The following is a 21,212-nucleotide window of genomic DNA, read 5'->3' on the forward strand; positions in this document are numbered from 1 at the left end:
GGCGAGGACGGCCGGCCGGTCAGCCCTGGCCGCCGTCGCGGCGCGAGAAGCGGTTGAAGATGCGCTCGCCCGCGTTCACCGCCCCTTCGGCCACGTCGCGCAGCACGCCGATGAACGGGTCCTGCGACTGCGACCAGGAGGCGCGGTAGGACTCGGCCGCCGCCTTGATCTCGTCGGTCACCCGTGCGTTGGCGTCGTCCTCGCGGCGCGGGTAGTCGCCGCCGATGATGCGGTCGTACTCGCCGCTGCGCTGCCACTTGTCGAGCTCGGCCACGCGCACCACGGCGAACGGGTGGGTGGTGCCGAGCAGGTTGAGCACCTTGAGGAAGCCGTCACGCAGGTCGCCCGCGGTGTCGTACTCCTGGTACTGCGCCAGGAACGCCTCGATGTTCATCTCGTGGGTGTAGGCGCCGCCGGCGAGCTTCATCAGCGCGCGCTTGGCCGAGTCGGGGTTCTGGGCGGTCAGCAGGCCGCCGCGGTCGGAGGAGAGCTCCGACTTGCGATACCACTCCTCCAGGCCCGCGACGATCGCGCGCAACCCGATGTAGCCGAGCGGGATCCAGGCGACGCGCGTGGCGAGGCGGGTGAGGATGTCGAGCATCGTCCGGTAGACCGCGTGACCCGACAGGATGTGGGAGGTCTCGTGGCCGATGACGAAGCGCTGCTCCTCTTCGTCCATGAGGTTGAGCAGGCCGGTGGTGACGACGATGAACGGGTCGTCGAAGCCGATGGCCTTGGCCTGGACCTGCGGGTCCTGCTGGACGTAGATCTCCGGGATGCGGTGCAGGTCGAGGGTGTAGGCGGCGTCGCGGCCCATGTCGTACAGCGCACGGAACTGGGTCTCGCTGACGCGCACGGACGACGCCAGATACATCAGGCGAAGTCGGCGCTCACTTACAAGGCCGGACATCTGCTTGAGAACCGTGTCGAACCCACTCAACTTACGCAGAGCGACCAGGGCGGACCGGTCTGCGGGGTGTTCGTAGGCACGGGACGAGATGCCGGGCAGTTGGACGCGGTTGCGGTCCGGGGTGGTCGTCATGCCCGGCATGCTACGTCCGCAACGGAGGGGATGCGCGGACATCACCAAGGGGGGTGCCATCATGTTCGGGTACCACGTCCACGTAAGGTCCGATTCATGATGAACGCGCCTGGTATCCAGGGGAAGCGGCGGGTAGGTGTGATGGGTGGGACGTTCGATCCCATCCACCACGGCCACCTGGTCGCAGCAAGCGAGGTCGCCCATCACTTCGACCTCGACGAGGTCGTGTTCGTGCCGACCGGGCGGCCGTACCAGAAGTCCGGACGCGAGGTGTCGGCCCCCGAGGACCGCTATCTGATGACGGTCATCGCGACGGCCTCCAACCCCCGCTTCTCCGTGAGCCGGGTCGACGTGGACCGCCCCGGCCCCACCTTCACCATTGACACATTGCGCGACATCTCCACCGTTTACGGCCCGCAGGTGGACCTGTACTTCATCACCGGCGCCGACGCGCTCGGCGCGATCCTCGGCTGGCAGGACGCCGACGAGCTGTTCGAGCTGGCGCACTTCGTGGGCTGCACGCGTCCGGGGCACACGTTGCACGATCCGGGGCTGCCCGAGGGCAGGGTGACGCTCCTGGAGATTCCCGCGCTGGCCATCTCCTCGTCGGAGTGCCGTCAGCGGGTGTCCAAGGGGGAGCCGATCTGGTATCTGGTACCCGACGGAATCGTGCAGTACATCAACAAACGAGGGTTGTATCACGGGGAAGGCTGAAGCTCTCCGTGCCGTGGGTGAGGGGTTTCGGCCTGGAAGGGTACCCTCGGTATATGGGCATGCTGCCGACACAGGAGGACAGACCCGCATCGTGACCGCATCCGACAGATCCGTTCAGCTCGTCCAGATCGCCGCCGAGGCCGCGGCCGACAAGCTGGCCGATGACATCCTCGCCTATGACGTGAGCGAGCAGCTCGTCATCACCGACGCCTTCCTGCTCTGCTCAGCCACGAACGACCGCCAGGTCCGCGCCATCGTCGACGAGATCGAAGACCGGCTGCGCACCGAGGCCGACGCCAAGCCCGTGCGCCGCGAGGGCGAGCGCGAGGGCCGCTGGGTGCTGCTCGACTTCATCGACATCGTCGTGCACGTCCAGCATGAGGAAGACCGCACGTTCTACGCGCTCGAGCGCCTGTGGAAGGACTGCCCGGCCATCAGCCTGCCGGAGAGCGTCATGCTCGCCAACATGCAGCGGGCCCGCAGTTGAGCAGGCGGATCGTCTGCCTCCGCCACGGACAGACCCTGTGGAACGTGGAGCACCGCTTCCAGGGGCATTCCGACATCCCGCTCGACGAGACCGGCGTCGCGCAGGCGGCCAGGGCGGCCTCGCTGCTGGCCTCGCTGCGGCCCACCCTCATCGTCTCCTCCGACCTCCAGCGCGCCCATGACACGGCCCTGGCGCTCGGGCGGCTCGTCGGGCTCGACGTGAGCGTCGACAAGGACTTCCGCGAACGCGGCGGCGGTCAGTGGGAGGGGCTGACGCGCGACGAGATCGCCGCGCGCTGGCCCGAGGAGTACGTCGCCTGGGAGGCCCCCGACGGCGAACCCGTCTCCGAGGTCGCGGTCCGGGTGGCGACCTCCATGCGCAAGTGGGCGTCCCGGCTCGACGACGACGGGCTCCTGGTCGTCGCCTCGCACGGCGCCGCGCTGCGCCTCGGCATCTGCGAGCTGCTCGGCCTGCCCGAGGAGCTGTGGCCGACGCTGGGCGGGCTGGGCAACTGCTCCTGGTCGGTCCTGCAGGAGGGCCGTCAGGGCTGGCGGCTGCTCGAACACAACGCGGGCACCCTTCCCGAGCCCATCAGCAGCGACGACCGCCCCGAAGCGGTCGTGTAGCCGACCGGCTCAGGCCGGCCGCGCGGGGCGGCGGGCGCCCTGCCGGGTGTGCTCCGGCAGCGTGATGGCGCTCGCGGCCTTCTCCGTCATCCGCTTCACCATGCCCTTGCCCGGCAGGTACGGCAGCATGCGCATCAGCTGGTTCCGCCGCCAGATCCGCGACCGCGTGCCCGGCACAAGGTATTTGTCGGCCCCCTCGGCCTGCTTCTGGCACACCTGGACGTACGGCCTCATCCGCCGTTCGTAGGCGTCGAACGCGGCCGCATGGTCGTCGGGGGCGGCGGCCAGCTCGGCGGCCAGCACGTACGCCCCGACCACCCCGAGCCCGGTGCCCATGCCGCCGGGGCCGGGGGCGTACCCGGCGTCGCCGACCAGCGCCACCCGGCCGGACGACAGGCGGGGCAGGACGACCTGGGCGGCCTGCCAGAAGAAGAAGTCCTCGGCTGTCTCCATGGCCGCCACCAGCGACGGCACCTGCCAGCCCACTCCCCGGAACACCCGCGCGATCAGGGCCCGCTGCGCCGCCTGGTCGCGGTGGTCGAGGTCGAGCGGGGGTGTGGCGAAGTCGAGCGCCGCCCTGGTGTGTCCGTTCGTCCTGACAATGGTGGCGCAGCGGCCCGGCACGTTGTGCATCAGGCCGTCATGGTCCAGGCCGTACGTGCCGGGGACGGAGAAGATCGCGCCGTAGAAGCCGAGATGGCGCAGGGGAGTGGCGGGGAAGGCCAGCTCGCGTACCTTGCTGCGGATGCCGTCCGCGCCCACGACCAGGTCGAACGTGCGGGGCGCGGCCTTTTCGAAGGTGACGTGCACGCCGTCGGGGCGTTCGGTCATGGAGGTGATCGAGTCGTCGAAGAGGCGTTCGGCGGGGGCGGCCTCGTTCAGGATGCGGGTCAGGTCGCCGCGCAGGATCTCCACCTCGCCGCTGAACACCTCGGACGGCAGCCCGGCCAGCCGTCTGCCGTCGCCGTCGACGATGGCGATGTCGCCCATTCCGGTCTGGGCGGCCCTGATCGTGTCCAGCACGCCCATGCGCCTGAGGACCTCCAGTTGCGGGACGCCGCGGAAGTCGACGGCCTGGCCGCCGGTGCGCAGGGCGGGGGCGCGCTCGACGACGGTCGGCCGGAACCCGTGACGGGCCAGCCAGTGGGCGAGCGTGGGCCCGGCGACGCCGCCGCCGGAGATGAGTACGGCCTTCACGGTGGCCTCCCTTGATAGTGCGCTCTGTACGTTGTACGCGTACCGTAGGTTCGGGTTTCGGAGCAGGCAAGAGGGGCGCCCGGCGCACTAGTGCGGCGGTGAGGTGCCGTCAGGGGTGCCGCGCCTGGTGCACTAGTGCGGGAAAGGGGTGGCCGTGGACCGGCCCGTCCATCTGCGCATCGCGGACGAACTGCGCGATCGCATCACCGGCGGCGACCTGGCCCCGGGGGACCGGGTGCCGTCGACCCGGGAGATCATCCGGGAGTGGGGGGTGGCGATGGCCACCGCGACCAAGGCCCTGGGCAGGCTGCGCGAGGACGGGCTCACCCGGGCCGTGCCGGGCGTCGGGACCGTCGTCGCCGGGCCCGTACGGCGGGCCGCGCAGGACCTCACCCGGCAGCGCATCGTGCGCCAGGCGGTCGCGGTCGCCGACCGGGAGGGGCTGGCCGCCGTGTCGATGCGCCGGCTGGCCGCCGACCTCGACGTCTCGGCCATGTCCCTGTACCGGCACGTGGCGGGCAAGGACGAGCTCGTCCTGCTCATGACGGACGCCGTCCATGGCGAGGAGCCGCCCGCGGGGCAGGTGCCGCGTGGCTGGCGTCCGCAGCTGGAGCTGGAGGTCAGGCAGTTGTGGCGGGTGCATCTGCGGCATCCGTGGCTGGCTCAGGCGGTCTCGCTGACCCGGCCGCAGTTCGTACCGCATGGCATGGCGCACACCGAGCGGCTGCTGCGCGCCCTGGACGGGCTCGGCCTCGACGCGGGCACCATGCTGCACGCCGTCGTGGCGCTGGTGAACTTCATCCGGGGCAACGCCGTCAGCTTGGAGGCGGAGTTGCAGGCGCGTACCGAGACCGGGGTCACCGAGGACGAGTGGATGAGCGAGCACGAGGGAGAACTGGGGGAACTGCTCAGCTCCGGGGCCTATCCCACGTTGGCCAAGGTCGTCACCGCGCCCGGCCTCGAACTGGACCTGGATTCCGTCTTCGAGTTCGGGCTGCGCAGGCAGCTCGACGGGCTCGCCGTGCTGGTGGCACGGGCGCAAGCGGGACGGCGGTCGGGCGATTAGGCGAAAGGGCGCGGATGGCTATATGCTCTCGGAGCGCCGCAACGGGTGGACCCGAAGCGGTGACCAGGGGCTATGGCGCAGTTGGTAGCGCGCCTCCATGGCATGGAGGAGGTCTGGGGTTCGAATCCCCATAGCTCCACACAGTTTCTTTCCCTGGTTCGAGTGGCCTTCAAGGGCCGAACCCGGTGGGGCTCGGCCCTTGAACGGCTCCCAGGACGAACGGTCAGTTACAGGGGCTGTTGTTCAGCGTGAAGGTGGCGGGCGCGTTCGTGTTGCCGGTGTGCGTCGCCTGGAATCCGAACGACGTCGACGCGCCGGGCGCGAGTGTCGCGTTGTAGGCGACGTTCCTGGCGGTGACCTGGCCGGCCGCGGGGGAGACCGTGGCGTTCCAGGCCGAGGTGACGGTCTGGCCCGGGGGCAGCGTGAAGCCCAGCGCCCATGACGACAGGGTCGAGGCGCCGGTGTTGGTGATCGTGACGGCCGCCGTCAGGCCCGTGTTCCAGGCGTTGGTGGTGTAGGAGACGCGACAGGCGCCCGGCGGGCTCGTGGTCGGCGTGGGCGTGGGCGTCGGGGTGGGCGTCGGGGTCGGGGTCGGGCCGCCGGTGGTCAGGCCGAGGAAGGCGACGGCGGCCGCGGCCATCCCGCCGGTGGGCAGGCTGTGCCCGACGCCCTGGACGCTCACCGCCTCGACCTGGGCGGTCGTTCCCGTGCCGCCGTACCTGGTCCTGGTCCAGCCGGGCTGGGGCTGGTCGGTGAGGCTCGGGGTCTGGGTCAGGCCGTGGACGTTCGTCCACTGCTTGATCTCCTCCTGGAAGTTCGGGTAGCGCAGGGTGGAGTCCTCGGTGCCGTGCCACACCTGCATGCGCGGGCGAGCGCCGGTGTAGCCGGGGTAGGCGGCTCGTACCAGGTCACCCCATTGCTGCGGGGTCTTGGTGATCTGGCCGTTCGCGCACGCGCTGTTCCAGCTCGAACCGTCGGTGGTGGCGAAGCAGCCGAACGGCACGCCCATGAACGCCGCCCCTGCCTGGAACACGTCCGGATAGTCGCCCAGCAGCACGTTCGTCATCATGCCGCCGGAGGAGGCGCCGGTCACGTACGTGCGGGCGGGGTCGGTGGCGTACCGCTGCTGGACGTACCGGACCATGGACACGATGCCGACGGGGTCACTGCCGCCGTCGTGCCGCAGCGCCTGCGGGGAGGAGACGTCGAAGCAGGAGCCGCTCCTGGTCGCCGACGGGTAGATCACGATGAACTTGTAGCGGTCGGCGAGCGAGGCGAACTCGGTGCCCGAGTAGAAGGCGGGGCCGGAGCCGGTGCAGTAGTGCACGGCGACCAGCACCGGCGGACGGGTTCCGACGCCGTCGGGGACGTACAGGTGCATGCGCAGGTTCGTCGGGTTGGTGCCGAAGCCGGTCACCTCGGTGAGCTGCGCCGAGGCGGCCGGAGGAGCGGTGATCAGGCCCGCGACGGCGAGCGCCGCGATGGCGATCACGGCGCCTGCCAGTCGAGCTCTCAGGTTCATCGGGTTCCTCTCGTTCGCCTGAAATATTGCGAGTATGAAGAGAAACTTTCGGCGTGACAACGGCCGGTCCCTCGGCGGGGCTCTGACCTGCGCGGCCCGAGAAGGGGGCGTGAAAGTTTCCGTCAGGCGTAGCGCCGGGCCAGCTCCGCCGCCGCCGCGCCCAGGGCCTCGCGCAGCGCGGCCGGGGACAGCACCTCGGCGTCGGTGCCCAGTCGCAGGAACTCACCGAGCGCGTGCTCCATCGACTCGATCGGCACGGTGACCCGCGTCCAGCCCTCGGCGTCCGGCGGCTCGGCGGTCTCCCGCGCCGCCGCGGCGACGCCGGGCGTCATGAGGTCGGGCAGGCGTTCCAGGCCACGTGGCGACAGCCGGACCACCGCCTCGCCGCGCCTCAGCCTGGCCTCGAACTCGGCCAGGTAGCCCTGCCAGTAATCCGCCAGGCAGAAGCCCTCGGGCCTGGCGAACGTGCCGGGGAGTGCGTGCAGGTCGAGGATCTGGGAGACGCGGTAGGTGCGTACGTGCTCGCCGCAGCGCGCCACCAGGTACCACCGGCCCGCCTTGACCACCAGCCCGTACGGCTCCAGCCGCCGCTCCACCTCCTGGGGCGCCTTCCACCTCCGGTAGGTGACCTGGACGGGCCGCTCGTTCCACACGGCGTCGGCCACGGCGGGCAGGTAGGTGACCGGTTCGGCGTCGCGGTACCAGGAGGGCGCGTCGAGGTGGAAGCGCTCCTGGATGCGGCCCGCGCGGTCGCGCAGCTCGACAGGGAGCGCGGCCATCAGCTTGAGCTGGGCCGCGGTCACCACCGCGCCGAGGCCCAGCTCGGCCGCCGGGCCCGGCAGCCCGGCCAGGAACAACGACTCGGCCTCGTCGGTGGTCAGCCCGGTGAGCCGGGTGCGGTAGCCGGCGAGGAGCTGGTAGCCGCCGTTGGGCCCGGCGTCGCCGTAGAGGGGGATGCCGGCGGTGTGTAGGGACTCCATGTCGCGGTAGATGGTGCGTACGGAGACCTCCAGGCGCTCGGCCAGGTCGTGGGCCGTCATGCGGCCGCGCGTCTGCAACAGCAGCAGGATCGAGACCAGGCGGGAGGCGCGCACGGTCACTGACACTACATGTCAGTGACCCGGCCGTACGTTCGCTCACATGAACGACTTCGATTTCCTCGCAGGCACCTGGGACGTCCTGAACCGCAGGCTCGTCAAGCCGCTGTCCGGCAGCGACGAGTGGGACGAGTTCCCCGGCCGGTCGGTCGCGACCCGGCACTTCGACGGCGCGGCCAGCGTCGACGAGATCGCCTTCCCGACCAAGGGATGGCACGGGATGACCGTACGCGTCCACCACCCCCGGACGGGGCAGTGGTCGATCTACTGGGCCAGCAGCGCGAGCGGCACGCTGGACACCCGGCCTATGGTGGGCGCGTTCACCGGGAACCGGGGCGAGTTCCACGGCGAGGAGACCCACGAGGGCCGGCCGGTGCGCTGCCGGTTCCTCTGGACCGTCGTGGACGAGCACCGGGCCAGGTGGGAGCAGTCGTTCTCGGCGGACGAGGGCGAGACCTGGGAGACCAACTGGACGATGGACTTCACCCGCACGTCCTGACCCGGAGCTTCATGCGGGCCTCAGGGCGCCTGGCCGCGCACCCACAGGACCGTGCCCACGGCCAGCACCGCGACCAGCAGCAGGAGCCCGCCCACCAGGATCACCCACCGCCAGGCCGACTTCGGGGGCGGCGTGGGCTCGTACAGGGGGACGTCGGGGAGCATGTCCGGGGTGTAGGGCAGGCTCTGCGTGTACGGCGCGTCCGGCGGGCCCTGCGGGGGCAGGGACGTCTGCTCCGGATGGGGGACGCGGTGGATGACGGTCTGGTTCGGATCCGGCTCCTGCGGCTCTCGCTTCATGATCCCCTCAGACGCGGCGCTGGAGGTGGGTTACGCCGACATTGTCATACTTGCCGGTGAAATGCCGTCCAGACGTCGGAAGGCTCAGTAACCGCTCTGATCGCCCCCGGGAGGCTGCGGCGGCTGCCAACCGGCCTGAGGACCGGGCTGGGGACCCGCCTGAGGACCGGCCTGGGGGCCCGGCTGGGGGGCGGGCTGCTGGTACGGCTGGTGGTACTGCTGCGGGGGCTGCTGCCAGCCGGCCGGGGGCTGCTGCGGCGCGTTCCGGCGCGCGACGACGGCCCAGATCAGCAGTCCGATGCCGACCAGGTGGAAGAGCGAGGAGATGAGGTACGCGAACGGCAGGACGGCCATCATGCTGCTGCCGTACGACTCGATCAGCATCTGCGTCAGCAGGCTCAGCACGAGGTTGATCAGCGTGCCGATCAGCAGCAGCCCGCATCCCGACATGCCGAGGACGGCCGCGCGGCCCACGTGCCGCCTGTTCATCCCGATCATGACGACGCCCACGACGAGCAGCAGGGCGGTCAGGAGGGTGGGGAGCAGATTCGTGAGCATGTTGAGGAAACTCATTGGGCGACTCCAGCCAGAAGGGGACTCGGGCGACGTTACGGGGATTCGCGCAGTTCTTCCACCGCGCGGCTGATCGACTGCAGGTCCAGGCCGCCCTTGTGACGGCGGCCGTTCAGGAACAGCGTGGGGGTGCCGCGTACGCCGCTCTCCTTGCCGGACGCCTCGTCGAGCGCGATGCGTGAGGTGTGCCCGGCCACGTCCCCCCAGGGGTCGGCGTCGAGTTCGGCGGCGTAGTGTTCGAGGTCGGCGTCGGTGAGGAAGCGCTGGTTGTCGTAGAGGATGTCGTGCATCTCCCAGAACCGCCCCTGGTCGGCGGCGGCCTCGGCGACGATCGCGGCGGACGCGGCCCGGGGATGCAACGACCGGATCGGGAAATGCCGGAAGACGAGCCGTACGTCGGGGTTCTTGCGCAGGATCTCGCCCAGGACCGGGTGGAGACGGCCGCAGTAGGGGCACTCGAAGTCGCCGTACTCGACGATGGTCACCTTCGCGTTCGCCGGGCCCCGCACGTGATCCTCCGGGCCGACCGGGACGGACAGCACGTCGGGCAGCTCCTCGTCGGGCTCGGCCTCGGGAGGCGCGCAGACGCCACCACGGTCCCAGGCCATCCGGAAGATCACCCAGCCCATCGCGGCGGACAGCAGCGACCCGGCCAGGATGCCGATCTTTGCCTGGCTCTGGACGGCCGGGTCGTCGAAGGCCAGGTCGACGATGAACAGCGCCACCGTGAACCCGATCCCGGAGACCGCCGCGCCGCCCAGCAACTGCCCCCACACCAGGTTCCCGGGCAGGATGCCCCAGCCGAGCCGCAGCGGCAGCCACGTGCCGAGCGAGATCCCGGCGAACTTGCCGAGCAGCAGCCCCAGCGCGATCCCGAGGGAGATGGGCGAGGTCAGGGCCGCCCGCAGGGTCTCGCCGTCGAGCCGCACCCCGGCGTTGGCCAGCGCGAACACCGGCACGATCACGTAGCTGCTCCACGGATGCAGGCGGAGCTGGAGCCGTTCGTTGACCGAGACGGCCCGCTGGACGCGCCGCGTGGCCTCCCTGGCCGCCCGCGCGCTCGGCTCGGTGGTGAACTCCTGGACGGCCTCGCCCGCGAGCAGCAACTTCTGGTCGCTGGGCGCGTAGACGAAGACGAGGACGCCGAGCGCGATGCCGACGAGCGTCGGGTGGATGCCGCTCTCCAGCGTCGCGACCCACAACCCGAACCCGAGCGCGATGTACGCCGGCGCCCGCCAGATCTTCAGCCGGCGCAGCAGCACGATCGCCGCCAGCAGCACGACGGCCACCACGAGCGCGGTGAGCTGCAGGCTCGTCGTGTAGAAGATGGCGATGATCATGATGGCCAGCACGTCGTCCACGATGGCCAGCGTCAGCAGGAACGCCCGCAGCGGGTCGGGACAACGCGCGCCGACGACGGCCAGCACGCCCAGCACGAACGCGGTGTCGGTGGCGATGGGCACGCCCCACCCGCCCGCGCCGGGGCCGCCGAGGTTGAGCGCGAGGTAGACGGCGGCGGGCACGAGCATGCCGCCGAGGGCGGCCACGGCCGGCACGGCGATCAGCCGCCGGTCCCGCAGCTGCCCGAGGCGCACCTCGTAGGAGACCTCCAGGCCGATCACGAAGAAGAACACGCTCATCAGGCCGTCGTTGACCCAGTGGCGCAGGTCGAGGGAGAACTCCGCGTCGCCGAACGAGATGCCCATGGGCAGGTGCCAGAACGCCTCGTAGGTGCCGGACCACGGCGAGTTGGCCCAGAGCATGGCCAGGGCGGTGGCCACGAGCAGCACGCTCGTGCTGCCCGCCTCTGTCTTGAAGAACGCCCGCAACATCGTCAGATCTCCCCCCGGAGATCCGATCTTAGAACCCCGCCCCGACAAGAGCCGGAGCGGTGGGTGGCCCAGCGGGGGGGGCGTCCCCGCCGGGCCCGGGTGTCACAGGTTGCGGAGGTAGGCCAGGGACGGCGCGAAGAAGTACTCGCCGCCCTTCATCGTGATCGTCTGGGTGACCTGGGCCTGGAGGGACGACGGCTCGGCCCGGCCCCACACCTTCGGCCAGCTCACCTTGACGTCACGGGCTCCCTGCCCGATGACCGGGTCGTGGCCGGTCGCCGGGTTCTGGAAGTCCTCGTTGTTCGCCCAGCTCTGCTGCGTGAACTCGAACTGGGCGAGCAGGCTGCTGTTGAAGGCCATGAACAGCAGGCCGACCTCACCGCTCGGGCGGGTGCGGGGCGGGGAGTCGTCCCAGGGGTCGTCGGTGCGGTCGCCGTACGTCTGGCCCCGGCGGGCCATGAGGACCTCGCGGCCGAACGATCGCGGGTTCGTCTTCCTGATGTGCCCGCTGAAGGGGCACTTCGAGCCCGGGTCGTCGTCGAAGGTGAAGTCGTTGGCCACCGGGCCGCCGCCCGGCTTGGCCTTGAGCGTGACGGGGGTGCCGTCCTTGAAGCGGCCGACGAGCATGGCGCCCGCCCGGTCGCGGTCGGCGCCGAGCAGGCCGAGGGCGTCGGCCAGGTCCTGCTCGATCTCCTTGAACGCCCGTACGTTCTGCTCCAGCTTCCTGAAGACCAGGTAGCTGCCGAAGTGCCGCTGCGGGTGCGGCGCGAAGGGGTCGGCGACCAGGATGTTGGAGAGCGGGAAGGCGGGGTCCCAGTGCTCCTTCGGCTCCTTGTCCACCTCGTCCTTCACGAACAGCGGCTGGCTGCGGCCGTCCACGTACCCGAAGTGCTCGATGCCGTCGCCGGCCGGGTTGCGCATGCCGTGGCCGGTCTCCTCGCCGAGCAGTCGCGCGCTGGCGGGCAACTCGCCCAAAATCTCCTCGCGCAGCTCCTCGACCCGGTCCTGGCGGGCGTCGCCGATGAGGATGACGGCGTGGATCTCCCGCTGGTAGGCGGGCTCCCACTCGGTCACCGGCGGGTCGTCCACCTCGGCGACGCGCCGCTTCATGCCGTCGCGGAACACCTTGTCGCCGAACTTGCGCACGTCCTCGACGGAGTGGCCGAGGTCGCGGTAGCCGGCCTTGCTGATGCCGATGCCGACGTACGGAGTGCCGCGCCGGCCGTTCGCGCCGAACTCGCGCACCTCCTCAAGATGGCGGCGCGCGGACTTCATCTTCGTGACGGCGATGTGCCGCAGGAACGCCTTTCCCGCGGCGACGTCGTTGAACCTGACGAACAGCACGGACAGATGCTCGCGCACGTGCGCGCGGAGAATGTTGGGCTGGAGATTGTCCAGCATCTCCTTGGTGTCCGCGTCGAGCGTGGCCGAATCCCAGGCCAGGGGTTGTGCGTTGTTCAGGTCGACAGTCATTGTCGCCGAATCCTTTCCCCGTTTCGAAATGATCCGGGCCCCCTTGCACCTGTACGACTCCTGGGAATGCGAGAAAGTTTCCGTTTTATCGGGTCGGTTCGATTTCCCGATCAAACCTGGCGGACCGTACATAATGACCGAATGAAGAACCGGGGCTGGGGACGTTCCAGCGGCACCCGCGACACCCTGCTGCGCGCCGCCCGCGAGGTCTTCCTGGCCAAGGGGTACGCCGAGGCCACGGTCGCCGACATCGTCGAGACCTCGGGCATCAGCGTCGGCAGCCTGTACCACCACTTCGGCGGCAAGCCGGGCCTGTTCCTCGCCCTGTGGGAGCAGTTCATGCGCGACCAGGAGGAACGCACCTCCCGCGCGGCCAAGGCCACCGGGGGCGCCGGCGAGGAACGGTTCCTGGCCGGCGCCCGCGCCTACCTGGAAGGCTCGTGGGAGCAGCGCGACGTGGCCCGGCTGTTCCTGGAGAACGACGGCCCGGCCGAGTTCACCACGTTGCGCAGGCAGCGCGGCTGGGAGTGGATCGGCGGCAACAAGCGGCTGCTCGGCCTGGCGGACACGCCGGAGAGCAACGTGCTGGTGGCCCTGCTGACCACCGTGATGGGCGAGGCCGGGCGCGGGGTGGCGGCCTGCGAGTCCGACGACGACGCCCAGGTGACGATCGACGAGGTGATCCGGATCGTCCGGCGCATGCTGGCTACCACGGGCGGCGTACCGCGGCCTTCTCCCTGAGGACGATTCCGCCCGGCCCCGGCGGTGCGAGCGTGGAGCCCATGGACGCACTGCGCAAAGCCCTCGGCGCGCTCTCGCTGGTCTACGCGCTGATCTTCTTCGGGGCCGCGCTGCTGCACGCGGGCATCCCGCTCGGCCCGATGTCCCAGCCGGTCGTGCCGCCCGCGGTGGTCGTGGAGACGTTGTGCGCCCTGGGCCTGCTGGCCGGCGGCTCCGGCGCCCTGTCCCGCCGCCCGTGGGCCTGGGACGGCCTGGTCTACACCCACGCGGGGGCCCTGGGCGGCGTGCTGATCGGCATCCTGGCGCTGGCCCTGCGGCCGTCGGCGGCCACGACGCTGAGCACCTGGTTCCACGACACGATGGCGGTCCTGCTCGCCGCCGGCCTGGCGGGGGCCTTCTACGCCTCCAGGTCGCGCAGGTAGCCGGCCGCCTCGGGAAGCTGCTCCTCGGTGAACACGCGGACGCCGTGCGCTTCGAGCAGGGCGGTGGTCACCCCCTGGCCGGGCACCCGCCGTCCGCCGAAGGTGCCGTCGTAGACGGCCAGCGCGCCGCACGAGGGGCTGCCCTCCTTGAGCACGGCGAGCCGGACCCCGGCCGAGCGAGCGGCCTCCAGCGCGGCCCGCGCCCCCGCCACGAACTCGGCCGTCACGTCGGAGCCGTCGCTCGCCAGCACGCGCGCCGCGCCGGACAGCACGGCCGCCCCGCCCGCGCCGCCCTCGATCTCGGCCGCCGGGCGCGGAACGGGCAGCCCGCCCGTCACCTCGGGGCAGACCACCACCAGCCGCCCTTCCTCCCGCCAGCGCGCGAGCAGGGCGTCGGCGCTGGTCTTCGCGCCGCCGTCGTAGCGGACGCGGCGGCCCATCAGGCAGGCGCTGACGAGGATTCTCTGCACGTCCCCGATCCTATGAGCACGATCGGCACCAGCGAGACGGCGGCCAGGACGACCGCGCAGCCGAACGCGTACGCGTACGGCCGCTCCACCCCCGCCCTGGTGAACGCCTGCGTCAGCACGGTCAGCAGGGCGACGCCGAACGGCGCGGCCAGGCGTACGGCGATCGTGCTCAGCGTGGTCGCGGCGGGGAGGGCGGCGCGGTCCAGCGTGGTGAACGCCGCCGCCATCACCGACGTGGACACCAGCCCGTGCCCCAGCCCGAGTACGAACACCGGCACGAACCCGCCGAAGAGCGCGAACGCCGCGATCCCCAGCACGGCGACCACCACCCCCGCCGCGCCGACGCCGCGCGGCCCCCTGCTGTCGGTGAGCCGGCCCGCCAGCGGCATGGTGATCGCCGCCCCGACGCCCATCGGCGCCAGCAGCAGCCCGGCGTCCAGCGCGCCGCCGCCCTCGGCGAACTGGCTGTAGAGCGGCACGAGCACGGTGACGCCGAACGCGGCCGCCGAGTAGCACGCCATCGCGAGCACCGCCGAGGCGAACCTGCGGTCGCCGAACAGCCGCAGGTCCACCAGGGCGTCCGGCCGCCGCAGCGCCCGCACCGCGAACGCGGCCACCAGCGCGAGGCCGCCCCACAACGTCGGATACGGCGGAGCGGCGCCGGCGCCCACCTCGGCCAGGCCGTGGACGAGCGCGGCCAGGCCGGGGGAGAGCAGCGCGAGCCCGGTGACGTCGAGCCGCCGCCGGTCCGTGCCCGGCTCGCGCGGCACCAGGGCCAGCGCCGCCACCAGCGCCGCGGCTCCCACCGGCAGGTTCACCAGGAACATCCAGCGCCAGCCGAGCCCCTCCACGATCACCCCGCCGAGCACGGGCCCGAGGACGGGCGCCAGCATCGCCGGCACCGAGATCATCGCCATCGCGCGGCCCATGCGCTCCCGGCCGGCGGCCTGGGCCAGCATCGTCTGCCCGCCCGGCAGCAGCAGGCCCCCGCCCAGCCCCTGGAGCGCGCGGAAGGCGATGAGGCTGCCGATCGACCAGGCCGCGGAGCTGAGCGCGGACCCGGCGGCGAACAGCACGAGCGAGACCAGCCACACCCGCCGCGCGCCGAAGCGGCCGACCGCCCAGCCGGTGACCGGCACGGTCATCGCCAGGGCCAGCAGGTAGCCGGTGACCACCCATTGCATGGTGGCGGGGGTCGCGCCGAAGTCGCGCGACAGGGTGCCGAGGGCGACGTTGACGATCGTCGTGTCGAGCATCGTCATGATCACGCCGAGCAGTACGACCAGGGTGGTCGCCCGGAAGGAGCTTCGTACGCTGTATCGCATGTCGTACACCGTATCAGTTTCGTACGGTGTAGCATCAGGGGCATGAGTTCCGTGTGGTCGCGTCCGGGGCCGCCCCGGCGTCCGGCGCTGACCAGGGAGGCGGTCGTGGCCGCGGCCGTGGGGGTCGCCGACGCCGAGGGGCTGGGCGCGGTCTCGATCCGCCGGGTGGCCGCCGAGCTGGGCGCGCGCACGATGACGCTGTACTCCTACATCGAGCGCAAGGAGGACCTGCTCGCCCTGATGGCCGACGAGATCGCGGCCGAGGTGCTGGTCGAGGAGCCGCTGCCGGCCGACTGGCGGGCGGCGCTGCTGCTGCTGGCCGGGCGGGAACGCGAGGTCGTGCGCCGCCACCCGTGGCGGGTCGAGCTGATCTCCCAGCGCGTCGCCGTCGGGCCCAACGGGCTGCGGCACGTCGAGCAGAAGTTGTCGGCCTTCGACGGGCTCGGGGTCGACCGGCTGCGGGCCTGGCGCTATCTCGCGGCGTTCAACGACTACATGACGGGGTTCGTGGTCAGGGAGGCGCTGGAGCGGGGGCAGCCCCGGCAGGGCGGCGTCAACGAGGCCGAGCGGGCGGCCGTGGCCGAGCCGTACATCAGGGAGCTGATCGAGAACGGCGAGTTCCCCAGGCTGGCGCCGATGATCGAGCAGGGTGTGGCCGGGGCCGACGACAACTTCGAGCGCGGCCTGTCGTGGGTGCTGGACGGAATCGAGGGCGACCTGCACGGGCGCTAACCTGTGTCCCGATGAACACCACCGTCGCCACGATCGTCATCGTCGGCTCACTGCTGCTCATGCTGGCCAGCCTGGTCGTCGCCGTCCGCAACCGTCCCATGGGCATGGTCCTGCTGGTCGGCTTCGCCGTGCTGGAGGTGGCGATCCTGGTGCAGGCCGGGTTCGTGATCGCGGCGGTGTCCGGCGGCGAGGGGCCGCCGGAGAAGGCCACGCTGTTCGGGTACATCGGCGGCCAGGTCCTGATCCCGCCCGCCGGGGTGTTCCTCGCGCTGGCCGAGCGCAGCCGGTGGGGCACGGCGATCCTGGTCGTGGCCGGGTTCGCGATCGCGGTGATGAACGCGCGGCTGCTGCAGATCTGGCAGGGCGTGGCGTGACCGCCCCGATCGGCACCGGCCCGGGGCGCGCGCTGGTCGCCGTCTACGGGCTGTTCTCGCTGGCGGCGGGCGCGCGGGCGGCCGTGCAGATCGCCACCAGGTTCGGCGAGGCGCCGCTGGCCTACTCGCTGTCGGCCTTCGCCGCGCTGGTCTACCTCGTGCTCACCGTGGCCCTCGTGCGCGGCGCCCGCCGGCTCGCGCTGGGCGCGCTCGTCATCGAGCTGGCCGGCGTGCTGGTGATCGGCACCGCGAGCCTGGTCGACCCGGCGGCCTTCCCCGACGCCACAGTGTGGTCGTCGTACGGCAAGGGCTACCTGTTCATCCCGCTCGTGCTGCCCTTCGTGGGCCTCTACTGGCTGCTGCGCAGGCGTTAACGCCCGCCGTGCGCGGGCAGTGACAGACCCCATGAGCACGATCGAGCACTCAGTAGACGTCAACGTCCCGATCCGCGTGGCCTACAACCAGTGGACCCAGTTCGAGAGCTTCCCCGAGTTCATGGAGGGCGTGGAGTCCGTCAAGCAGATCTCCGACACGCTCACCGAGTGGGTGGTCGAGATCGCCGGGGTCCGCCGCGAGTTCCAGGCCGAGATCACCGAGCAGCACCCCGACGAGCGCGTGGCCTGGCGCGGCACGGACTCGCCGCACCACGCGGGCGTCGTCACCTTCCACCGCATCGACGCCGACACCACCAAGGTCACCCTCCAGATGGAGTACGACCCCGAGGGCGTCGTCGAGACCGTCGGCGACGCGCTGCAGATCGTCCGGCTGCGCATCAGGAACGACATGGAACGGTTCAAGTCGTTCATCGAGTCGCGCGGCGGCGAGACGGGCGGCTGGCGCGGCGACGTCCCCGGCGCCCACCAGCACCAGCACGAGCACGGCTCCACGTACGGCGACAGCGGCGCGCCGGTCCCGCCCGGCACGGTCGGCGGCGGCGACTACCCGCCCGGCGGCACCCTGCCGCCTCCCGGGCCGGTCCCCCCGCGCAACCAGCCCCCGGAGGGCCCGAGCCCGGTCCTGTAGGGCCATCTCCCCTTGAGATCATCAGCCCCCGCCCCGGGGGCTTTCTCATGTCCAGGAATAAAGGGACATTTCGGTCCTGTTAAGGTGGTGATTCGTCCCATGATTTGATGAGTGGAGGACCTTCCCAGCATGAGCGTGCTCGCCCAAGAGGCCCGTGGCAGAACAGGCAGAACCGCCCCCCTGGCCTGGCTTCTCGTGCTGGGGATCGTTCTCGCCGCGCTCAACCTGCGCACGGCCGTCACCAGCGTAGGACCGCTGCTCGACCAGCTCGCCGGGGCCCTCGGCATGAGCAGCGTCGGCACCGGCCTGCTCACCACGCTGCCCGTGCTGGCCTTCGCCGGCGTCGGCGCGATCACTCCCACGCTGGCCCGGCGGATCGGCGAGCACCGGCTGCTGCTGCTCGCGCTGGTCACGCTCGGCACCGGCATCCTGGTCAGGTCGCTGGTGGGGTCGGCCCCGGTGTTCCTGCTGAGCAGCGCGGTGGCGCTGTCCGGCGGCGCCGTGGGCAACGTGCTCATCCCGACGCTGATCAAGCGTCACTTCCCCGGACGTACCGGGATCATGACCACCGTCTACACCACGGCCCTGGCGGCGGGCACCATGCTGGCCGCCGCCGCGACCGTGCCGATCGAGCGCGCGTCGGGGGACTGGCACATCGCGCTCGGCGTGTGGGCGGCCCTGGCCGCCGTGGCCGCCATTCCGTGGCTTGCGCTGCTGCGCAGTGAGCCGGAGCGGGACACGGGCAGGCGGGACGCGGGCATCTCGACCCTGCTCAGGAGCAAGCTCGCCTGGATGGTGGCGGTCTACTTCGGCACCCAGTCGATGATCGCCTACATCATGTTCGGCTGGCTCGCCACGATCCTCACCGACGGGGGATACACCTCCTCGCAGGCCGGGCTCATCCTCGGCGTGTTCACCGCCCTGAACATCCCGGTCTCGATCCTGGTGCCCACGATCGCCGCGCGCTTCCGTGACCAGCGGCCGGTCGTCGTGGGGCTGGTCGTGTTCTACGCGATCGGCTTCCTCGGGCTGTGGTTCGCGGCCGCCTCGACCGCCATGGTGTGGGTGGTGTTCGTGGCGGTCGGCATGGGGTCGTTCCCGCTGGCGCTGATGATGCTGGGGCTGCGCACCCGTACGGCGGAGTCCACGGCCGCGCTGTCGGCCTTCGGGCAGAGCGCCGGATATCTCATCGCCGGCGCCGGTCCGCTGCTGGTCGGCGTGATCTACCAGATGACCGGCGGCTGGGAGCTGACGTACGCCCTGCTCTTCGGCGTGATCGTCGTCCAGCTCTTCACCGGCCTGTACGCCGGCCGTGACCGCTACCTGGAGGACGAGCGCGCCCCTGCCACAATGACCAGGTGAGATCCACTGTCGTCACCTTCCCCAACGGCCACGTCAGCGGCCGTTCCCCGATTGTCGGGGCCGTGCCGGTGGGGGACCGGCACGGCCTCGTCACTGCCGAGACGCCGTTCCATCCCCTTGACCACACCTGGCCCGACCAGCCCGCCGATCGGGGGACGCTCGGCGAGCTGCCGGTCGTCGACTGCGTGACAGGGGCCCAGTCGAACGACGGTGAGATCTTCGTCGGCGAGTCCATCCCCGTCCGGCGGGGCACCGAGGGCTGGGAGTGGCTGGTCGTCCACGTCACGGAGACCCCGTTGCCCGTCGGCACGGAGGTGGCTCTGGAGGTGGACGCGGGGTACCGGGCGGCGCTCTCGGCCGGCCACACCGCCTGCCACCTGGCCGCGCTGGCGCTCAACGCGGCGCTCGCGGACAGGTGGCGCAAGGAGGTGCGGCTGGACCGGCTCGGCAATCCCGACTTCGACCAGACGGCGATCACCTCCTCGCGCATCGTGCCGCACGGCAGCGTGGACGAGTACCGCCTCGGCAAGTCGCTGCGCAAGAAGGGCTTCTCCGCCGACGACCTGGACCTGACCGAGCTGGCCCGGCGGGTGAACGAACGGCTCCGGACGTGGGTGGCGGCCCGTGCGCCGGTCCGGCTGGACGTGCCGGGGCCCGGTCTGACCGCGTTGCGCACCTGGCACTGCTCGCTGCCCGAGGGCGAGGTGTCGATCCCGTGCGGGGGCACGCACGTGCGCGACACGGGGGAGCTGGGCACGGTCGAGGTCGCGTTCTCGCTCGAAGAAGCCGCCCTGACCATGCGCACCACCTGCGGGTGACCTCGCACCGGCGGCCCTGACCGCGCGCGGCTCCTGCGGCTCAGGCTCTGGCGGCCAGGAAGGTGAGCACCCGCCGCCACGCGTCGGCGCAGACCGCCTCGTGCTCCTCGTGGGCCTCGTCGAAGAACCCGTGCGGGGCGCCCGGGTAGACGACGATCTCGTGCTCGATCCCGGCCCCGGTCAGCGCGTCCCCGAACTCCGTCACCTGCTCGGCCGGGATGCCCTCGTCGGCCCCGCCGAACAGGCCGAGGATCGGCGCGCCCAGCTCGGCCGCGTGCTGGGTGGGCCCGGGGCCGTACGGGCCGGCGATCCCCGGCGCGCCGTAGAACCCGATCACGCCGGCGAACCCGAACCCGGGCGCCGAGGCGAAGAACGCGTTCCGCCCGCCCATGCAGAACCCGAGCGCCACGGCCGGCCCGCCCAGGCGCCCGGCCGCGGCCCGCAGGTCGGCCTGGATGTTCTCCCTGGTCAGCTTGGGGATGTGGGCCATGACCTGGAACGACTCGCCCCGGTCGTCGTCGGCGGCGGTCCGGCCGTAGTAGTCGATGGCGACGGCCGGGTGCCCCTGCTCGGCCAGCCGTACGGCGAGCTGCTTGTAGAAGCCGTGCAGGCCGCGGACGTCGGGGAGGATCACGACGCCGGGGCCGCTCACCCGGTCGGGACGGGATTCGTAGGCGGCGAACGACGTGCCGTCGGCGGAGGTCAGGCGGAGGTCGGCGGATCGGGTGCCGGTGATCGGCGGCTGTGGGCGCGGTGGGGCGGCGTCGTTGTCGTAGCACATAGTGCCGGGAAACTACCAAAGCTGGATTGATAAAGCTAGACTTGGTTTCGTGCTAGCCAAGGATCTGCGGATCTCGGTCGGGCGGCTCGCCCGCCGCATCCGGCAGCTTTACACCAACGCCTCCGGCGACGACGTCTCCTTCACCGAGCTCGCCGTGCTCTCCCGCCTCGACCGGGACGGGCCCCACACCTCGGCCCAGCTCGCGCACCTGGAACGCATCACCGCCCAGGCGATCGGCACCGTCCTGGGCGGCCTCCACCAGCGGGGCATGGTGGCCCGCGAGCCCGACCCCGCCGACCGGCGACGGGTGATCACCGCGATCACCGGCTCCGGCCGCGCCGCGCTGGACAGTCGCGAACAGGTGATCACCGAACGCCTGGCCGCGGCCGTCGACTCCCTCACCCCGGACGAGCGTGACCGCCTCGCCGCCGCCCTGCCCGTCCTCGTCGACCTGGCCGAACGCCTCTGAGGCGTCAGCATGTGTTGACAAATGAGCGTCTGTCAGCACATGCTGACGCCATGGACGTCACCGAACTGGCCGAGGCGGCCTCCGACCGCGACCCCGGAACGGGCCTGGCCGCCGTCGCCGCGCTCAGGGCCCTGTTGGAGGAGCTGGAGGCCGTCCACGTCACCAACGCCCGCGCGGCGGGGTGGTCGTGGGAGCAGATCGCCGGCGCGCTGGGGGTCCGGCGGCAGTCCGCACATCGCAAGCACGCCCGCAGAACGGGGAGGTAGCA

Annotated in this window: 26 protein-coding genes and 1 tRNA gene; 16 read left to right on the forward strand and 11 right to left on the reverse strand. The window is 71.4% G+C overall.

What is annotated here, in order from left to right; genetic code table 11:
• Positions 1–19 precede the first annotated feature (19 nt).
• Complete coding sequence (locus ACIA8R_RS36060; RefSeq protein ID WP_357698901.1) at positions 20–1,051, reverse strand: M48 family metallopeptidase; 1,032 nt, start codon at positions 1,049–1,051, stop codon at positions 20–22.
• An 87-nt stretch (positions 1,052–1,138) separates the two neighbouring features.
• Between ACIA8R_RS36060 and nadD the strand changes: the two genes are divergently transcribed.
• From nadD to ACIA8R_RS36075, 3 genes are all read left to right on the forward strand, one after another.
• A complete protein-coding gene (gene nadD / locus ACIA8R_RS36065) occupies positions 1,139–1,756 on the forward strand; it encodes a nicotinate-nucleotide adenylyltransferase (protein ID WP_357698899.1) in 618 nt (205 codons plus the stop codon).
• A gap of 91 nt (positions 1,757–1,847) precedes the next feature.
• Entirely contained in the window at positions 1,848–2,243 is a 396-nt protein-coding gene (rsfS, locus tag ACIA8R_RS36070; RefSeq protein WP_357698897.1) for a ribosome silencing factor, read from the forward strand.
• Positions 2,240–2,869, forward strand: coding sequence for a histidine phosphatase family protein (locus ACIA8R_RS36075; protein WP_357698895.1), 630 nt, complete (start codon positions 2,240–2,242; stop codon positions 2,867–2,869). Before rsfS ends, ACIA8R_RS36075 begins: the two co-directional genes overlap by 4 nt.
• Positions 2,870–2,878: 9 nt before the next feature.
• Here ACIA8R_RS36075 and ACIA8R_RS36080 read toward each other — a convergent pair whose 3' ends face one another.
• Entirely contained in the window at positions 2,879–4,066 is a 1,188-nt protein-coding gene (locus tag ACIA8R_RS36080; protein ID WP_397042248.1) for an FAD-dependent monooxygenase, read from the reverse strand.
• A 154-nt stretch (positions 4,067–4,220) separates the two neighbouring features.
• Between ACIA8R_RS36080 and ACIA8R_RS36085 the strand changes: the two genes are divergently transcribed.
• Positions 4,221–5,132: a TetR/AcrR family transcriptional regulator C-terminal domain-containing protein gene (locus ACIA8R_RS36085; protein WP_364091000.1), complete on the forward strand. Its 912-nt coding sequence runs from the start codon at positions 4,221–4,223 to the stop codon at positions 5,130–5,132.
• A gap of 66 nt (positions 5,133–5,198) precedes the next feature.
• Positions 5,199–5,271, forward strand: a tRNA-Ala gene (locus tag ACIA8R_RS36090).
• Positions 5,272–5,355: 84 nt separating this feature from the next.
• Here ACIA8R_RS36090 and ACIA8R_RS36095 read toward each other — a convergent pair.
• Both ACIA8R_RS36095 and ACIA8R_RS36100 read right to left on the reverse strand, forming a co-directional pair.
• Entirely contained in the window at positions 5,356–6,654 is a 1,299-nt protein-coding gene (locus tag ACIA8R_RS36095; RefSeq protein WP_397042249.1) for a PHB depolymerase family esterase, read from the reverse strand.
• A gap of 122 nt (positions 6,655–6,776) precedes the next feature.
• Positions 6,777–7,748: a YafY family protein gene (locus ACIA8R_RS36100; protein WP_364090994.1), complete on the reverse strand. Its 972-nt coding sequence runs from the start codon at positions 7,746–7,748 to the stop codon at positions 6,777–6,779.
• Positions 7,749–7,794: 46 nt separating this feature from the next.
• Between ACIA8R_RS36100 and ACIA8R_RS36105 the strand changes: the two genes are divergently transcribed.
• On the forward strand, positions 7,795–8,250 hold the full coding sequence (locus ACIA8R_RS36105) for a hypothetical protein (protein WP_357698885.1): 456 nt from the start codon (positions 7,795–7,797) through the stop codon (positions 8,248–8,250).
• 20 nt (positions 8,251–8,270) lie between these two features.
• On the opposite strand, the gene ACIA8R_RS36110 is transcribed toward ACIA8R_RS36105, so the two are convergent.
• The 4 genes from ACIA8R_RS36110 to ACIA8R_RS36125 form a co-directional block, all read right to left on the reverse strand.
• Complete coding sequence (locus ACIA8R_RS36110) at positions 8,271–8,549, reverse strand: hypothetical protein (RefSeq protein ID WP_357698882.1); 279 nt, start codon at positions 8,547–8,549, stop codon at positions 8,271–8,273.
• A gap of 84 nt (positions 8,550–8,633) precedes the next feature.
• The gene (locus tag ACIA8R_RS36115; RefSeq protein ID WP_397042250.1) at positions 8,634–9,107 is read right to left on the reverse strand and encodes a hypothetical protein; all 474 of its coding nucleotides are present in this window, start codon (positions 9,105–9,107) and stop codon (positions 8,634–8,636) included.
• Between the two features lie 50 nt (positions 9,108–9,157).
• Positions 9,158–10,954: a Na+/H+ antiporter NhaA gene (gene nhaA, locus ACIA8R_RS36120; RefSeq protein WP_397042251.1), complete on the reverse strand. Its 1,797-nt coding sequence runs from the start codon at positions 10,952–10,954 to the stop codon at positions 9,158–9,160.
• 102 nt (positions 10,955–11,056) lie between these two features.
• Positions 11,057–12,427: a Dyp-type peroxidase gene (locus ACIA8R_RS36125; RefSeq protein WP_364090984.1), complete on the reverse strand. Its 1,371-nt coding sequence runs from the start codon at positions 12,425–12,427 to the stop codon at positions 11,057–11,059.
• A 141-nt stretch (positions 12,428–12,568) separates the two neighbouring features.
• Here ACIA8R_RS36125 and ACIA8R_RS36130 point away from each other — a divergent pair, with 141 nt between their 5' ends.
• On the forward strand, positions 12,569–13,168 hold the full coding sequence (locus ACIA8R_RS36130; RefSeq protein ID WP_397042252.1) for a TetR/AcrR family transcriptional regulator: 600 nt from the start codon (positions 12,569–12,571) through the stop codon (positions 13,166–13,168).
• A 41-nt stretch (positions 13,169–13,209) separates the two neighbouring features.
• Complete coding sequence (locus ACIA8R_RS36135) at positions 13,210–13,590, forward strand: hypothetical protein (protein ID WP_357698870.1); 381 nt, start codon at positions 13,210–13,212, stop codon at positions 13,588–13,590.
• On the opposite strand, the gene ACIA8R_RS36140 is transcribed toward ACIA8R_RS36135, so the two are convergent.
• On the reverse strand, positions 13,566–14,060 hold the full coding sequence (locus tag ACIA8R_RS36140) for a DUF523 domain-containing protein (RefSeq protein WP_357698868.1): 495 nt from the start codon (positions 14,058–14,060) through the stop codon (positions 13,566–13,568). The two genes, ACIA8R_RS36135 and ACIA8R_RS36140, sit on opposite strands and share 25 nt — an antisense overlap.
• Positions 14,030–15,385: a DHA2 family efflux MFS transporter permease subunit gene (locus tag ACIA8R_RS36145; RefSeq protein ID WP_397042253.1), complete on the reverse strand. Its 1,356-nt coding sequence runs from the start codon at positions 15,383–15,385 to the stop codon at positions 14,030–14,032. Before ACIA8R_RS36145 ends, ACIA8R_RS36140 begins: the two co-directional genes overlap by 31 nt.
• A gap of 42 nt (positions 15,386–15,427) precedes the next feature.
• Here ACIA8R_RS36145 and ACIA8R_RS36150 point away from each other — a divergent pair, with 42 nt between their 5' ends.
• The 6 genes from ACIA8R_RS36150 (at position 15,428) to ACIA8R_RS36175 (ending at position 19,694) form a co-directional block, all read left to right on the forward strand.
• Complete coding sequence (locus ACIA8R_RS36150) at positions 15,428–16,117, forward strand: TetR/AcrR family transcriptional regulator C-terminal domain-containing protein (protein ID WP_364090971.1); 690 nt, start codon at positions 15,428–15,430, stop codon at positions 16,115–16,117.
• Positions 16,118–16,128: 11 nt separating this feature from the next.
• Positions 16,129–16,491 carry a hypothetical protein gene (locus ACIA8R_RS36155; protein WP_364090968.1) on the forward strand — a complete coding sequence of 121 codons (363 nt, stop codon included), beginning with the start codon at positions 16,129–16,131 and terminating at the stop codon, positions 16,489–16,491.
• The gene (locus tag ACIA8R_RS36160) at positions 16,488–16,865 is read left to right on the forward strand and encodes a hypothetical protein (protein WP_397042254.1); all 378 of its coding nucleotides are present in this window, start codon (positions 16,488–16,490) and stop codon (positions 16,863–16,865) included. Before ACIA8R_RS36155 ends, ACIA8R_RS36160 begins: the two co-directional genes overlap by 4 nt.
• Positions 16,866–16,896: 31 nt before the next feature.
• Entirely contained in the window at positions 16,897–17,514 is a 618-nt protein-coding gene (locus ACIA8R_RS36165) for an SRPBCC family protein (protein WP_364090962.1), read from the forward strand.
• 111 nt (positions 17,515–17,625) lie between these two features.
• Complete coding sequence (locus ACIA8R_RS36170) at positions 17,626–18,876, forward strand: CynX/NimT family MFS transporter (RefSeq protein ID WP_397042255.1); 1,251 nt, start codon at positions 17,626–17,628, stop codon at positions 18,874–18,876.
• On the forward strand, positions 18,873–19,694 hold the full coding sequence (locus ACIA8R_RS36175) for a metal-dependent hydrolase (protein WP_397042256.1): 822 nt from the start codon (positions 18,873–18,875) through the stop codon (positions 19,692–19,694). The genes ACIA8R_RS36170 and ACIA8R_RS36175 overlap by 4 nt, the downstream gene beginning before the upstream one ends.
• Positions 19,695–19,734: 40 nt before the next feature.
• Here ACIA8R_RS36175 and ACIA8R_RS36180 read toward each other — a convergent pair whose 3' ends face one another.
• Positions 19,735–20,475, reverse strand: a complete 741-nt coding sequence (locus ACIA8R_RS36180; RefSeq protein WP_364090959.1) for a dienelactone hydrolase family protein — start codon at positions 20,473–20,475, stop codon at positions 19,735–19,737.
• A 49-nt stretch (positions 20,476–20,524) separates the two neighbouring features.
• Here ACIA8R_RS36180 and ACIA8R_RS36185 point away from each other — a divergent pair, with 49 nt between their 5' ends.
• Together ACIA8R_RS36185 and ACIA8R_RS36190 are read left to right on the forward strand one after the other, a co-directional pair.
• Entirely contained in the window at positions 20,525–20,944 is a 420-nt protein-coding gene (locus ACIA8R_RS36185) for a MarR family transcriptional regulator (protein WP_364090956.1), read from the forward strand.
• A gap of 50 nt (positions 20,945–20,994) precedes the next feature.
• On the forward strand, positions 20,995–21,210 hold the full coding sequence (locus ACIA8R_RS36190; RefSeq protein WP_357698841.1) for a helix-turn-helix domain-containing protein: 216 nt from the start codon (positions 20,995–20,997) through the stop codon (positions 21,208–21,210).
• Positions 21,211–21,212 lie beyond the last annotated feature (2 nt).

Source organism: Nonomuraea sp. NPDC051191, assembly GCF_044455665.1.
Lineage (GTDB): Bacteria > Actinomycetota > Actinomycetes > Streptosporangiales > Streptosporangiaceae > Nonomuraea.